This window comes from Haloarcula sp. H-GB4 (assembly GCF_030848575.1).
GTDB lineage: Archaea > Halobacteriota > Halobacteria > Halobacteriales > Haloarculaceae > Haloarcula.
The window spans coordinates 342,555-357,133 of sequence record NZ_JAVDDX010000002.1 but is presented as its reverse complement, the minus strand read 5'-3'; the positions used below and the strand labels follow the sequence as shown (position 1 = coordinate 357,133).

15 protein-coding genes and 1 tRNA gene are annotated in these 14,579 nt (G+C 61.6%); 9 read left to right on the top strand and 7 right to left on the bottom strand.

Annotated elements, in window-relative coordinates; all coding sequences use genetic code 11:
* Positions 1–158 precede the first annotated feature (158 nt).
* Both RBH20_RS10330 and RBH20_RS10325 read left to right on the top strand, forming a co-directional pair.
* Positions 159–704: a hypothetical protein gene (locus tag RBH20_RS10330; RefSeq protein ID WP_306708230.1), complete on the top strand. Its 546-nt coding sequence runs from the start codon at positions 159–161 to the stop codon at positions 702–704.
* Between the two features lie 170 nt (positions 705–874).
* Positions 875–1,171: a hypothetical protein gene (locus RBH20_RS10325; RefSeq protein ID WP_306710421.1), complete on the top strand. Its 297-nt coding sequence runs from the start codon at positions 875–877 to the stop codon at positions 1,169–1,171.
* 50 nt (positions 1,172–1,221) lie between these two features.
* Here the strand turns inward: RBH20_RS10325 and gatB are convergent, their stop codons facing one another.
* Positions 1,222–2,739 carry an Asp-tRNA(Asn)/Glu-tRNA(Gln) amidotransferase subunit GatB gene (gene gatB / locus RBH20_RS10320; protein ID WP_306708228.1) on the bottom strand — a complete coding sequence of 506 codons (1,518 nt, stop codon included), beginning with the start codon at positions 2,737–2,739 and terminating at the stop codon, positions 1,222–1,224.
* Between the two features lie 143 nt (positions 2,740–2,882).
* On the opposite strand from gatB, the gene RBH20_RS10315 reads away from it, so the two are divergent.
* The 4 genes from RBH20_RS10315 (at position 2,883) to RBH20_RS10300 (ending at position 9,107) form a co-directional block, all read left to right on the top strand.
* A complete protein-coding gene (locus RBH20_RS10315; protein ID WP_306708226.1) occupies positions 2,883–3,191 on the top strand; it encodes a hypothetical protein in 309 nt (102 codons plus the stop codon).
* 21 nt (positions 3,192–3,212) lie between these two features.
* Entirely contained in the window at positions 3,213–6,800 is a 3,588-nt protein-coding gene (smc, locus tag RBH20_RS10310; RefSeq protein ID WP_306708224.1) for a chromosome segregation protein SMC, read from the top strand.
* Positions 6,793–7,905, top strand: a complete 1,113-nt coding sequence (locus tag RBH20_RS10305; protein WP_306708222.1) for a segregation/condensation protein A — start codon at positions 6,793–6,795, stop codon at positions 7,903–7,905. The genes smc and RBH20_RS10305 overlap by 8 nt, the downstream gene beginning before the upstream one ends.
* Before the next feature lie 98 nt (positions 7,906–8,003).
* Entirely contained in the window at positions 8,004–9,107 is a 1,104-nt protein-coding gene (locus RBH20_RS10300; RefSeq protein WP_306708220.1) for a site-2 protease family protein, read from the top strand.
* A gap of 31 nt (positions 9,108–9,138) precedes the next feature.
* Here the strand turns inward: RBH20_RS10300 and RBH20_RS10295 are convergent, their stop codons facing one another.
* Together RBH20_RS10295 and RBH20_RS10290 are read right to left on the bottom strand one after the other, a co-directional pair.
* Positions 9,139–9,789 (bottom strand): hypothetical protein, encoded by a 651-nt coding sequence (locus tag RBH20_RS10295; protein WP_306708218.1) that lies wholly within the window; start codon positions 9,787–9,789, stop codon positions 9,139–9,141.
* 48 nt (positions 9,790–9,837) lie between these two features.
* Positions 9,838–10,074 (bottom strand): hypothetical protein, encoded by a 237-nt coding sequence (locus RBH20_RS10290; protein WP_306708215.1) that lies wholly within the window; start codon positions 10,072–10,074, stop codon positions 9,838–9,840.
* A gap of 93 nt (positions 10,075–10,167) precedes the next feature.
* Between RBH20_RS10290 and RBH20_RS10285 the strand changes: the two genes are divergently transcribed.
* Positions 10,168–10,419: a hypothetical protein gene (locus RBH20_RS10285; RefSeq protein ID WP_306708213.1), complete on the top strand. Its 252-nt coding sequence runs from the start codon at positions 10,168–10,170 to the stop codon at positions 10,417–10,419.
* A 340-nt stretch (positions 10,420–10,759) separates the two neighbouring features.
* On the opposite strand, the gene RBH20_RS10280 is transcribed toward RBH20_RS10285, so the two are convergent.
* The 3 genes from RBH20_RS10280 to RBH20_RS10270 form a co-directional block, all read right to left on the bottom strand.
* Complete coding sequence (locus RBH20_RS10280) at positions 10,760–11,005, bottom strand: hypothetical protein (protein ID WP_306708210.1); 246 nt, start codon at positions 11,003–11,005, stop codon at positions 10,760–10,762.
* Positions 11,006–11,221: 216 nt separating this feature from the next.
* Positions 11,222–11,632, bottom strand: a complete 411-nt coding sequence (locus RBH20_RS10275; RefSeq protein WP_306708208.1) for a hypothetical protein — start codon at positions 11,630–11,632, stop codon at positions 11,222–11,224.
* 33 nt (positions 11,633–11,665) lie between these two features.
* Positions 11,666–12,103: a pyridoxamine 5'-phosphate oxidase family protein gene (locus RBH20_RS10270; RefSeq protein ID WP_306708206.1), complete on the bottom strand. Its 438-nt coding sequence runs from the start codon at positions 12,101–12,103 to the stop codon at positions 11,666–11,668.
* 194 nt (positions 12,104–12,297) lie between these two features.
* On the opposite strand from RBH20_RS10270, the gene RBH20_RS10265 reads away from it, so the two are divergent.
* Both RBH20_RS10265 and RBH20_RS10260 read left to right on the top strand, forming a co-directional pair.
* Positions 12,298–12,888, top strand: coding sequence for a HalX domain-containing protein (locus tag RBH20_RS10265; protein ID WP_306710418.1), 591 nt, complete (start codon positions 12,298–12,300; stop codon positions 12,886–12,888).
* 272 nt (positions 12,889–13,160) lie between these two features.
* On the top strand, positions 13,161–14,216 hold the full coding sequence (locus RBH20_RS10260) for an FxLYD domain-containing protein (RefSeq protein WP_306708204.1): 1,056 nt from the start codon (positions 13,161–13,163) through the stop codon (positions 14,214–14,216).
* Positions 14,217–14,302: 86 nt separating this feature from the next.
* Here the strand turns inward: RBH20_RS10260 and RBH20_RS10255 are convergent.
* A tRNA-Met gene (locus RBH20_RS10255) sits at positions 14,303–14,447 on the bottom strand.
* Positions 14,448–14,579 lie beyond the last annotated feature (132 nt).

Below are 14,579 nucleotides of genomic sequence, written 5' to 3'. Positions count from 1 at the left end.
TCAGGCGACAGCGCGGGTGTGCGGGCGCTTGCGGGGCCGCTCGCGCTCGCGCGGAGGTAGCCCCAGTACTACTTCGGCAGCGGTCCCACGCAGTTGGGCAGCCTCAGCGCCACTCATCACTTCGACGCACTCTTGCCACTGCCACCCCGACTGACGGTATGGATCGCCGGACGACCAAACTCCTCCGCGGAACCGCCGCCGCACTCGCTTTCGCGACGGCGGCGTTTCACCTCTGGTGGGGACTCCCGCGAAGCATCATCTACGCGCAGGCGATTGAGGGACTGTTCGGCCGGGGGCTCCCGCCGGACCCTCGCCCGTTCCTGTTCGTCGGCTTCGCCGCAGTGGTGCTCGCCGGCCCATATCTCATTACCAGAGGCGTCATCGGCCTGCGGAACGCCTACATTGCCGGGACGGTCCTCATGGTCGCATCCATCGCCGGGTGGGTGTTCTGGCACGCCACCGGCCACGGTGCCTTCCTCGTTGATGGGTTCTCTGCGCCGTCGTCCGGTAGCGGCGGCCACCACGGCGGGGGCACCGCGCTGCTGATACTGGACCATTTCAACACGGAACCGACTGAATCCGCGATCAAAACCCTCGAAGCGCTCGCCGCTGCGATCTTCGTCACGCTGCTGTGGAAAGACCCTGCGATTATCCCGGGCGAGCGACGTGAGAATGGCGAGCCGAACGCATCAAGCGAATCGTAGCACGCGGCTCAGCGTAGCAAATATGAGGATAGCCTCGTAGGGTACCCACGCCTGTAGAATTCAGGACCGACTCGGCAAAGGAACGGCGGTATCGTGACATTTATTATCAGTAGTGTGTCTCTTGTTACTGGATGGAAACTTCTATCCCGGACGTGATATGGGACACAGGGATGGACCGGGTGTTTGAGGCGTTGTTTACCCGCCGTCGTCGAATGATTCTGTTCATGCTGAAACAGGATAGTCCGCGGCCGATTGTCGACTTTCTGCCAAGAAGTGTCGGGGCGCAGAGTACTGAAACTGAACTCCGCCACGATGACTTACCCCGTCTGGCCAGTTTAGCGTACATCAACTGGGATCGGGCGGCCGATGAGGTATCACGGGGCCGGCGATTCGACGAAATCGAACCGATGCTTGAGCTGCTTGAGAACCACGCTGGTGAACTGCCAGATGACTGGCCGCAGCTGTAATTGCAATATCAGGCCGTCTCTGCACCGTTTAGGCTGCGTAGGACGCTCTTTTAGCTCTCGAGTTCTTCGCGCAGCAAGCCATTCACGTCGCCGGGGTCAGCGCTCCCACCGGTCTTTTGCATGACCTGCCCCACGAGGAAGTTGATTGCGCCGTCCTCGCCGCTGTGGTAGTCCTCGACAGCATCGGGGTTCTCGTCGATAGCTTCCACGACAGCCTGCTGGACCTCGTCGCCGGAGGTTTTGCCCAGTCCCTCGCGGGCGACGACAGCGTCGGGGTCATCTCCCGTATCGAGCATCTCCCGAAGCACGGTCTCACGGGCGTTTTTCGCCGTGATTTCGTCCTCGGCGACGAGTGCCACAAGTCGGGTCACCTCGTCGAAGCGATCGTCGATGTCGGTGATGGCCATGTCGCGGTAGTTCAGTTCGCCAAGCAGGTTGTCCGCGACCCACGTCGCGGCTAGGTCGGCGTCGAAGCGCTCGGTCACGTCCTCGAAGAAGTCCGCGACCTGCTTCGTGCTCGTGAGCTTCGAGGCGGCCTCCTCACTGAGCCCGTACTCCTCAACGAACCGCTCGCGGCGGGCGTCTGGGAGTTCCGGTATCGGGACCTCATCCTTCCAGTGGCTAACTCGAAGCGGCGGCAGGTCGGCCTCCCGGAAGTAGCGGTAGTCCTTTTCCTCTTCCTTCGAACGCATCGACACCGTGTTGCCGTGCGTTTCGTTGAAGTGGCGGGTCTCCTGCTCGACGGCGCGCCCCGACTGGATGAGCTTCCGCTGGCGGGAGGCTTCGAAGGAGAGCGCCTGTTCCGCGCCCTTGTGGCTTGAGATGTTCTTGACCTCGGTGCGGTTGGCGTCTTCGAGAACGGACTTGTCGATATCGCCGTCCTCACCAACTTCGCTGGCGTCGACCATTGAGAGGTTCGCGTCGATGCGGAGACTGCCGTCCCGCGTTGCGTCGAACACGCCCAGATACTCAAGCACTTCTTCGAGTTTTTCGAGGAACGACCGGACCTCACCCGGCGCGCGGAAGTCCGGTTCCGTGACGATCTCCATTAGTGGCGTTCCGGCGCGGTTGTAGTCGATGAGAGTGTAATCCGCGCGCTCGATGGAACAGGTCCGTGACTCCAGTGGGCCCGACCCCTCACGGACGTGCTTGATCGAGCCGGGGTCCTCTTCAAGGTGTGCCCGGCGGATGTCGACGCTGCGGCGCTCGCTCTCGACGGAGAATTCGAGTTCTCCGTCCTGACAGATCGGAGAATCGTACTGCGTTATCTGAAAGTTCTTTGGGAGGTCAGGGTAGTAGTAGTTCTTCCGGTGGAAGGTGGTTTCTTCCGGGATGTCGGCATCGATAGCCTTGCCGACCTTCACGGCGGCCTCGACCGCACCCTCGTTGACCACCGGGAGCGCGCCGGGAAGGCCCAGACACACCGGGCAGGTGTGGGTGTTGGGTTCGGCATCGGCCACGTCGGTCGAACAACCACAGAAGATCTTCGTCTCCGTCTCAAGCTGGACGTGGACCTCCAGCCCGATGACGGCCGCGAGTTCGCGGGCTTCGGACGCTTGCGCAGTCATTGTCCGGGGTTCGGTGGCGCGTGGCTAAAGGCTAACGACCCTGTACAGTGTCGGGACGGGCTCGGCCCAACGGAGCGGACGTATCACTCGGACTGCCAATGTCTGACGTAGGTATAAGTGTCCACAATGGCTGGGTTACGGATATGTGCGGCAACCGAGTCGAGGAACTCGAAACGCGCGTCAGAGAACTGGAAGCGTCGGTCGAAGGACTGACCGACGAACTCGTCGAATGTAAGGTCCGCATCCGGGAACTCGAAGCCAGCGTCGATGAGGACAACGGATTCAGCGCTGACGAGCCCGACTCGGAGGAATCGGCTGCCACTTCGACGGAGGCCGACACACCTAACACTGAGGATACCAACGAGATTGATAACAGGGAGGAAGCCGAGGCCGCGTCGGAGACCGAGACCGAAACCGAAGAGGACTCGGAGTCCGACATCATCGTCGCGTAGGGCTGTCGGCCACACCACCGCATGCATATCAAAGAGCTCGTCCTCGACAATTTCAAGAGCTTCGGACGGAAGACCCGAATCCCGTTTTACGAAGATTTCACCACCATCAGCGGCCCGAACGGCTCGGGAAAGTCCAACATCATCGACGCGATTCTATTTGCGCTTGGACTTGCTCGCACTTCGGGTATCCGCGCCGAGAAACTCACTGACCTCATCTACAACCCCGGCCACGCCGACGAAGACGCCGAGTACGACGGCGAACGGCAGGCCAGCGTCGAGGTAATTCTGGCAAACGACGACCGGACGTTGTCACGCTCGCAGGTCGTCAACGCCGCCGGCACTGAAGACGTGGGCGACGTAGACGAGATCGCCATCAAGCGCCGGGTCAAGGAGACCGAGGACAACTACTACTCCTACTACTACATCAATGGTCGCTCGGTGAACCTCTCCGACATTCAGGACCTGCTCGCCCAGGCCGGCGTCACGCCGGAGGGGTACAACGTCGTCATGCAGGGCGACGTGACCGAGATCATCAACATGACCGCCGGCTCTCGTCGGGAAATCATCGACGAGATCGCCGGCGTCGCCCAGTTCGACGCCAAGAAGGCCGACGCCTTCGACGAACTGGAAGTCGTCCAGGAGCGCATCGACGAGGCCGAACTCCGCATCGAGGAGAAACAGGAGCGTCTTGACCAACTCGAAGACGAACGGGAGACGGCGCTCAAGTACCAGGATCTCCGCGACGAGAAAGAGGAGTACGAGGGGTACCGCAGGGCCGCCGAACTTGAAGACAAGCGAGAGGAACTGGCGGCCGTCGAGGAGGCTATTGACGAACTCGAAAGCGAACTCACCGAACTCCAGACGGAACTCGACGAGCGGCAGGGTGCGGTTATCCGGTTAGAAGACGAACTCCACGAACTCAATCAGGAAATCGAGCGCAAGGGCGAGGACGAACAGCTCGCCATCAAACGCGAGATCGAGGAGATCAAAGGCGACATCTCCAGGCTGGATGACAAGATAGAGTCCGCCGAGGAGACGGTCGAATCCGCCGAAAACGAGCGCCGACAGGCGTTCGTCCAGATCGACCGCAAGCAAGAGACCATCGACGACCTCGAAAGCGACATCCGAGAGACGAAAGTCGCCAAATCAAATGTCAAGGCCGACATCGCGGAGAAGGAATCCGAACTCGCGGAGGTCCAGCAACGCATCGACGAGGTTGGCGAGGAGTTTCAGGAGGTCAAAGACGAACTGGAGGAGAAACGCTCGCAACTGGAGACGCTCAAAAGCGAGAAGAACGACCTCCAGCGCGAGCAGGACCGCCTGCTCGACGAGGCCCGGCGGCGCTCGAACGCCGAGGACGAGAAGCGCGAGGCTATCGAGGAGGCCGAAGCCGAGATTCCCGACCTCGAAGCCGATATCGAGGACTTGCAGACGGAGCTGGAGAAGGCAAAGCAGAACAAGGCGACCATCGGCGAGGTCGTCGACGACCTCCGAGCCGAGAAGCGCGAACTCCAGTCTGATCTGGACGAGCTTGAAGACGAGATCAGCGCGAAACAACAGGAGTACGCCCAGCTAGAGGCGAAAGCCGGCGAGGACGGCGACTCCTCGTACGGCCGGGCGGTGACGGCAATTCTCAACGCCGGTCAGGACGGCGTCCACGGTACGGTCGGCCAACTTGGCGGCGTCGACCCCGAGTACGCCACGGCCTGTGAGACGGCGGCCGGCGGGCGACTCGCCCACGTCGTCGTCGACGACGACAGCGTGGGCCAGCGCTGTATCGAGTACCTCAAATCACGCAGCGCCGGCCGGGCGACGTTCCTGCCGATCACACAGATGCAGAACCGCTCGCTGGGCTCGCTGCCAAGCGCTGACGGGGTCATCGACTTCGCGTACAACCTCGTAGACTTCGACCGCGAGTACGCGGGTATCTTCTCGTACGTGCTGGGCGACACCGTCGTCGTCGACAGTATGGACACTGCCCGCGAGCTGATGGGCGACTACCGGATGGTCACGCTTGAGGGCGACCTCGTCGAGAAATCCGGCGCGATGACCGGCGGCTCCTCTTCGGGCACGCGATACTCATTTTCCGGCGGCGCTGGCAAGCTCGAACGGGTCGCTACGCGCATCAACGAACTCGAAGACGAGCGCGCTGACGTACGCGACGACCTCCGTGATGTTGAGGAGCGCCTCGACGACGCCCGCGACCGCGAGTCCGACGCAACCGAGCAGGTCCGTGATATCGAGACGAGCATCGAGCGCAAGCAGACCGCGCTCAAAGACACCCGGGAGCGCATCGAACAACTGGAAGCCGACCTCGAAGAAATCGCTGACGAGCGCGAGGACGTGGCCGACCAGATGGACGAACTGGAGGCTGACATCGAGGAAAAGACCGAAGAGATCGACGCGCTCCAGCACGATATCGACGATCTTGAAGCCGAGGTCGAGGACTCGGAGCTGCCGGATCTGACCGACCAGCGCGAGTCGATCAAGGACGACATCGACACGCTCGAAGACCGACAGGACGAGCTCGACGCCGAACTCAACGAGTACGAACTCGAAAAGCAGTACGCCGAGGAGGCTATCGAAGACCTCCACGACGACATCGAGGCGGCCCAGAACCGCAAGGCCGAACACGAGGAACGCATCGATGACCTCGAAGCGAGGGTCGCCGAGAAGCAGGAGCTGAAAGCCGAGAAGGAACAGGATGTTGCTGACCTCGAAGAGGAACTGGCCGAACTCAAGTCCGAGCGCGAGGATCTGAAAGACGACCTGCAGGAGGCCAAGGAGGCCCGCGACGAGCAACAGGCCGCCGTCTCCGAAGTCGAGCGCGACCTCGAATCCGAGCAGGAAACGCAGGAGCGTCTGGAGTGGGAAATCGACGAACTCGAAGCGCAGGTCGGCGACTACGACCCCGAGGACGTGCCCGACCACGACACGGTCGAGCAGGAAATCGACCGGCTGGAGAGGGAGATGGAGAAACTGGAGCCGGTCAACATGCGGGCTATCGAAGAGTACGACCGCGTCAACGACGACCTGCAAGAACTCGAAGACAAGAAGGCGACACTGGTCGAAGAGGCCGACGGCATCCGCGACCGCATCGACACCTATGAAGCCCGAAAGAAGGAGACGTTCATGGAGTCGTTCACGGAGATCAACGACCAGTTCCAGAATATCTTCGAGCGGCTCTCGAACGGTACTGGTCACCTGCACCTCGAAGACGAGGACGACCCCTTCGAGGGCGGACTGACGATGAAGGCCCAGCCGGGCGACAAACCGATTCAGCGGCTGAACGCAATGTCTGGGGGCGAGAAGTCGCTGACGGCGCTGGCGTTTATTTTCGCCATCCAGCGGCACAATCCCGCGCCGTTCTACGCGCTGGACGAGGTCGACGCCTTCCTCGATGCGGCCAACGCCGACCTCGTCGGCGAACTGGTGGACGAACTTGCTGGCGACGCCCAGTTCGTCGTCGTCTCGCACCGCTCGGCCATGCTGGAGCGGTCCGAGCGCGCCATCGGCGTGATGATGCAGGGCGACAACGTGAGCGCCGTGACCGGCATCGACCTCAGCGGTGAGGGCGACGGTGATGAGGAGGTTCCGGCTGATGACTAGCGAGAAGAGCGAGGCGCGCCCGGAGGAAGCGCCTCGGGACAGCGAGCGGGGAACGGATGTGACCCGCGAGACGGCGGAGCAACGCGACGGCGGGCCCTCGGAACAGTCGAGCGGCGACCGTGGGGAGCCACGAGACGATGAAGAGGCAGGAGATCAGGCGGATGACATCCCGCTCAACATCACCGGGCACGAGGACCGCGAGCCACCGGGCGAATCCAGCGACGCCACGGCCCTGCTGGGCGAGTCCGCCGACTCGGGCGACGATACGGCGGCACAGGACCGCCCCGAAAACGACCAGACGACCGACAGCGACGAGGACGGAGACGAAGACGTCGAACCGGTCGAAGTGCTGGTCCAGCTCGCGGACGACGGCGAAATCGACCCGTGGGACATCGACGTGGTGCGAGTCACGGACAAGTTCCTCCAGCGCATCGACGATGCGGACCTTCGCACGTCAGGGCGGGCGCTGTTCTACGCGAGCGTCCTCATCCGGATGAAAAGCGACGCGATGCTCGGCGAGGGCGAGACGGACGAGGAGCCGGCCGAGCCGTGGGAGCAGGCGATGCACGAGGACGCGCCCATCGAGGACCCGGACCCCTTCGCCGCGCTGGAGTCGGAGATGGACCGACGGCTCGAACGCCGCCGCGCCCGCGGGATGCCACAGACGCTCGATGAACTCGTTCGGGACCTCCGCGATGCCGAACGGGAATCGTGGTGGAAAGAGTCACGTGAGTACGACACCAGTGACTCTCCGAGCGGGTACGACCGTGGGACGCAGGAACTGGACTACCGCGGGGCCGACGATATGCGACTGGATGAGGAACCGTCCGCCGCCGATGTGACCGGGACCGCCCACGCCGAGAACATCGATGATATCATCGCTGACGTGCACGACGCCGTCCGCGAGCAGTACGACCAGGGCCGCGATGAGGTGCTGTACCGCGAGGTCGACACGGCCGGTGGGACCCGCGTCGAGACGTTCCTCGGATTGCTCTTTTTAGCTCACCGTGGTCAGGTCCGACTCCAGCAGGATGACCTCTTCGGGGACCTCTGGATTCAGGACCCCAGCGTGGCGACCGGATCGGACGAAGCTGTCGCGGACTGAATGCTTCATCCACAATTATTGGCTGTGGATGGTCGACTCTGGCTGTCGAAAGTGACACGGCAAACAGGTTCAAACGGGTCGAACCCTAAAGGTTGGTAATGGCGACCCAGTCCTCGCAGCCGGAGTTGCCGGACCCGGAAGCACTCGCAGACACGTTCTACGTGTACGAGATCGACAGGACCGCCGAGGACGGCGTCCGGTATTACGGCGAGCCGATGACCGAGTCCGAACAGGTCATCCATCGCATCGCACCGGCGTTCCGTCAGCGCGGGTACCGCGTCGCGCTCAAGCGGGAGATGGGCGAGTGGGTGCTGATCGCGCGGGAGCGGTCGCTCGGCGTCGACGGCGTCCCGTGGTTGAACGTCGGGCTCGCCGTCCTGACGCTGTTGTCGACGCTGTACGCCGGGACCCGCTGGTACGGGCTGTCCGTGCTCGAAGACCCGACAGCCATGCTCACGGCGTGGCCCTTCGCCGCAGCCGCACTGGGAATTCTCGCAATTCACGAGTTCGGCCACTACGTCATGAGCCGCTATCACGAGGTGGAAGCGAGCCTACCGTACTTCCTGCCGTTTCCGAACGTGCTCGGGACGCTGGGTGCGGTCATCAGCATGAACGACCACATCCCCGACCGCAAGGCGCTGTTCGACATCGGTGTCGCTGGTCCGCTGGCCGGACTCGCCGCGACCGTCGTCGTGACTGCCATCGGCGTGACGCTCCCACCAGTGGAGGTAACCCGTGGCATCGTCACGAACATCGAACTCGGCTACCCGCTGTTGTTGCAGGGTATCGCCGCAGTCATGGGCGAACAGCTTGAGTACGCGAACCCGCAACTCCTCCCGAACCCGGTCGTCATCGGCGGCTGGGTGGGGGCGTTCGTGACCTTCCTGAACCTCTTGCCCGTTGGCCAACTTGACGGCGCACACGTCGCCCGGTCGCTGTTCGGCGACCGCCTGTCGCTGGTCCAGCTTGCCGTCCCCGTCGCCCTGTTTGGACTCGCTGGCTACCTCGTGGTCTTCGAGGGCGGCCGAGCGGCCGGACTGTGGGCGTTCTGGGGGATTCTGGCGCTGGTGTTCGGCCGGCTCGGGTCCGCGACGCCGCTGGACGAGACACCGCTGGGGCCGGGCCGCTGGGCTGTTGGCCTAGTTACGTTCGTTCTAGGGATGCTCTGTTTCGTCCCGGTGCCGCTCGTCATCACGATGTAGCGCCCCGCCGCTCGTTCTTGCCGTAGCCAATTCACAGCCCGTACGGGTCGTACTCGGGTCTGTTGTCCGCGCCGGCAGAGAGATCATATCGCTCCCGGAACTCAGTGAGCAGTTCGTCAGCGCCAGCAGTGAACAGCACGGCGACGCCATAGGGTCGTGAGTACGAGTCAGCATCGGGCGGGTCGGGGTCGATGAAGATAGCGTCCGTCGGCGGCTCGCCGATACCGGGGAGCTCGGTCAGCAGTGATTCCATCGGCACGAGGCCGGTGAGCACGCTCGGGACAAAGGTACCGCCTGGCAGCGGCGCGCGCGGCTGAACGAAACATTCCGCGACCGGCTCGCCGTCCTCTTCGAGTACGGTGCTTGCCGGACGTTCCAGCCCCGGCTCCCAGCGGTCAGCCGCCACTGCTGGGATTTCGGCGTCAACGGCGAAATCCATCGTCACGCGATCGAGCCGCTCGAACGAAAGCAGCGACCAGGCCTCATCCGAGTCGTCGGGGTCGCCGCCCAGCGTCGCTTCGACGAGATCGCCCGTCCGGAGGTCGTCGACTGCCGGCTGTCGCTCGCCGTAGCCGGACTGGTACACGGTGTAGAGCCGCGTTGCATCGGTGTCGAACAGATTGATGTGCGGGACCGCGTCGACGACGCGGTAGACCCTGAACACGCCCGTGCGCTCGTCCATATTTTCCCGACGCGTTCCATCGTCAAGACTCCGCGGACTCACCGGTGCTCAGGCAGCCGTCATGAGTTTGAGCCATTCAGTCAGGCAGTCGTCGCTACAGTGGTGGTGGAGCTGTCGTCTGCCGTCTGTATTCAGGACCCCAACGACGAGATGCCAGTCGTCGGCGTACACGTGGCCGCCACAGACCACGCAATCGCGCACCGTCTCGTCGTCCGTCTGTTTCCCGATCGACACCGTCTCGACGTAGTAGGTTCCTCCGAGGGCGTACGGTGTTTCCAGCTCCATCGGCACAGTCTGAGGACTACACACCCCTAAGTGACGGGGAAGACCGACCAGTTCGACACAACACGGAGGTAGCTTCAGCTCTAAGTCACAGATATGAGTCAATCCACGGAACTTCCAGACCCAGACCCGGAACAGCTCCGCCTGGCCGTCGAACGGCTGCTCGACGAGACGGTTGACCGCGACGAGCCACTCCATCTCACGGCCGACGATCTGTCGGTTTCCATTCCGATGCGGTTCGGTTCGGACTCCCCGCAGGCGACGTGGCGATTCGACGGCGAGGTGACGATTTCAGCCGACGGTGTTCGGGGGCCGCTCAGAGAGTGGGTCGACCTCCTTGAAGAATAGCCGACATCAGAGTCAAAGCGCTCAGACCGCCTCGGCGTGGAGACCGAGATCGACCTCCGGCGTCCACGCTGAGCGGTCCTGTTCGACGAGATGCCAATACGATGGGCGACTTCGCCGAGACTGAGAGACGACTGCGCGTTGCGGTTGGTTGTGTCCGTGGCGCTCAGCGGGAGAATCTGACCAGCGGTTCAACGTGGCCCAGACCGACACCTGCGATGACTGTGGTTCGTGACGTGTGCACGCGAACGGCGACACATGGCTGAAAATATGGCCACAGCGGTAACACGAAGTGGTGGGCAACGATATCTGTACTGGTGGCCGAAGTCGAAGGGTTCCGTTTTCAGTTGTCTCCTCTGTGTGCGTGCCCGACAAACAGCGTCACAGCGTTGCAGACGACGAGTGCGACGAACGCGACTCGCGTTGCCCCGGAGTTCAGGCCGGTAATTAGCAGCGGGAGATACAGAAACGGGAGCGCAATCGCTGTCCAGAACGCGAAACCTCGAACGGCGGAGACGAAAGGCTCGTCGAACTCCGGTATGGAGTCATCAAACTGGGCGAGTAATTCGTATGCGGACGAACTTGACATATGGAGGGAACCTATCCACGGCTTCTATTGGAGATAGCTTATAACCTCTAGAGGTTTCCGGCCGTTTCGCTTCGTTTCACGTACAGCGATTCCCTAATCGTTCATTTTACCACAATCTGTGTGGTACTTAGACGTTTTATCGGCGGTGCAGATCTAGTGTGATACATTGTGTCACTTCTGGTATCTGTGACACCTCTGGTGGACGTGCACGACCGATCACGGTCCGAGTAGTGACACGGTTATGTCGTGTTCCGTGTCGATTAGTGTCGTGCTATCGACGACGTGGTCCGGCACCGACTCCCGCCACTCGGCGAGTCGTTGCTCGTGATAGGTCCGATGACGCTCCACCGAGTATGTCTCGTCGTCCGCGTCCCGAAGCTCGTCGGCGGTATCATCGGGCGCCGGATACGACGGTGCATCCTGAGTCAGTAGCGAGTCGGGCTCGATGTGAATCGTGTCCTCGTCGTCATCTGGCTGGACAACGTGGAGACGCGCCCGCATCCGGCCGCTGAGAGGCGGTGTGACGCGTAACACGGTCTTTGATCCGTCCGAAGTCGCTTCAATGGCTGCAACGAGGTCAGTGGCGCTTACCGCGATTGATTTGATGTCTGTCGGGTCGCTGTCCATGGTTGAGTCTGTATGTTCCATTGGTTCAGGCTGTTACATCCGATTGCTGTAGTCCCAGGTGTGGAGTCGGTCGGGCGTAATCGTGATCCGTATCTCGCGGCGGTCGGGTGCAAGCAGTTGTTCGGCCAGTGGTGAGTCGGTTCCGCCGAGATAGCGGTGCAACAACTCAGTAAGAACCGTCTTCTCCTCGTCTGCTGTCATCGTCGCTGTTCCATTGCCTCTGACGCCGCAGTACGGCGGCTCGTTCGTCGATATTTCGAACGAGACATTGGCGTCATGGTCGAGGTAGTCGACAACCGCCGCGTCCGCCCCGGTTGCACACTCAAAGACACCGTCAACGAACCGATACCAGAGCGAGAGCATCCAGGGCTTGTCTGCTGGAGTTCGACACCCGAGACGGAGTGGCACAGTCTCGGCGCTGAGAAACTGTTCCATCTCCTCACTCGTCCACGGTCCGGAGACGGTCACCATACACACAGCGTATGGTCGCCGCTATGTTAACATCTCTGGGATGAGTCACTACATTGTGATAGCACAGCTACACAATAATGGTCAGTAAATTAACCATAATATTCTCAGAATCGATAATCCGCTGGGTACCTTTATCTTGCTGTTCAGGAAAGTCACCGTGAGAGCAGTGCGTGAGCCGACAGGAGGGACAACAAGTGCAAAAGCGTGGTGAGACCGAGGAGGCAACGGTGCTCGTCGTTGACGACGAGCAAGATATCGCGGACCTGTATTCGACGTGGCTGCTGACCGCACACGATGTTCGGACCGCACACAGTGGTACGGAAGCACTCCAGTTAGTCGACGCGTCCGTCGACGTCGTCTTTCTGGACCGGCAGATGCCCGACATGAGTGGTGACAAGGTCCTCGATACCATCGCAGAGCGGGGTATCGACCCTGCAGTGGTGATGGTGACGGCCGTTGACCCAGACTTTGACATCGTCGAGATGCCCTTCGACGAGTACCTGACCAAACCGGTCAGCCGCGAGGACCTCCTCGACACTGTCTCGGAGATGCTCGTCCGGACCACATACGACGATCAGGTCCAGGAGTACTTCGCCGTGGCTTCGAAGAAGGCGACGCTGGAAACGCAAAAGAACACGCCGCAACTAGAAGCGAGCGACGAATACCAGACTGTCAATGAACGGGCCGAAGAACTCCGTGCAAAGGTCGATGCCACGGCCGCAGAGATTGACGATTTTGAATCTGTTTTTCAGCAGTTCCCCGGCAGCGGCCTCTCGTCGGGCTAATCGCTGGCGATTCTTTTCTCACGAAGCGACGGCACATACGCCGAGCAGTCGGAGCAAGCGTGCCGGCGTTTGAGAGCCGCTCGCCGACGAAACAGTCTGCTCGCTCGACAGACCACTGCTCGGGTGGTCTGGTACTGTCTGTCCAGACCCGGGACAAAGACTCCGGTGGCTGCTAGTCGATGCGATTTGGAAAATGTCCGGTCCCACAGTACCACAACCCATCTTATCACTCGGGCCAAATTTTACTTATATGTCTGTTAAACTGAGTTATCATGCGCCGGAGAACATACCTGACACTGGCTGGGGCAGGATTACTCGCGGGGTGTGCTGGGTCTGGTGACGACGAGGGCGGCGGCGCGACAACACCAGAGCGTGATACGGCAACCGAGTCGGACACGCCGCCGGCAACCAACGGCTCTACATCGCAGGAGACTCAGACAGAGGCTTCGGCGCTGTTCGTAGTCGAATCCTTCGAGGGACCGGACACAGTATCGGTCGGCGAGACACACCAGTTGGAGATCACTGTTCGTAACACTGGCGAGGTGACGGGCACCTATCAGGGAACGCTCCAGTATACCACCTCGCAAGCGTCGGGGTGGGACGAAACCGAGATCGAGATTGGCCCCATCGATCCCGGTGAGGCTGAAACCCTCACGAGCGACGAAATCACGCCCACCGAGGCCATGGAGGTTCAGTATCGGATCACTGGCACGGACGCTGGCCACACTTATCGAGTCGTTGCACCGCAAGCCGGACTTGAGGTTGGTCGCACGGGACTCGTTGAGGTGGGTTTAGGGTATGAGACTACGCCGATGGCCGAAGTGGCAGCGACTAACACCGGCGACGCCATCACGGGGATGGCCAGCCTGACGGTGGACTGGTTTGACGGGAACGACGAATACCTCGCTTCAACAAGGACATACACGCGCGGGTTGCGCCCCGGCGAGGCGTGGCTGGCGCGTGCCGATCCCGGCATCGATGTTGAGAATCCCGACGAGATTGCGAGCTTCGAGGTGTCGCCGGGTCCGGCATCGCCAGCGGTGTACGGTCCTAACGGCGTCACCGTCTCAAATTCGGAATACCGCGCCAGCGAGCAGGATGTCGTTGTCAGAGCTACGGCGAAAAATACCCGTGAGTCGCCGATTGACTATCTTGTGTTCGTTGGGAAGGTATACAACGATGCCGACGAAGTCATCGGCCACTACTGGACGAACGAAACGGACATTGATGCCGGCGCAACGGTCCGGTTTGAGGGGGAACCTCGGACCCGCGGCCGGAATGGCGCTGTCTCCAGTCACGAGGTACTGGTCTCGACAGATAACCTGTAACAGAAGGCGCTACTCACCGCCATCGGACGTCACCGTCTCCCTGAGGATGTGTGTCACCACTCTGGGTATGGCAAATTTTAGTAAAATGCCCGGGGAGGGCTCCGAACCCTCGATCTCCGCATGGCCCAGGTCTGGGGCGTGACGAGCGCCCCGGGGTCATGACGGGTGCACTGCCGCATGAGTCGAAAGACCCTATGAGTGCGGCGCTATGTCCAGCTAAGCCACCCGGGCGCGGGTGCATTCAGGCGTTGGCCGTTAGCCGTCTTGAAGGTTCTCATCTCCGTCGAGACTGTGGAGCAGTCTCACGCTGTGGGCGCCTCATCGGCGCTGATACTCGACCCGCGGATTTAAGCCACCACGCAG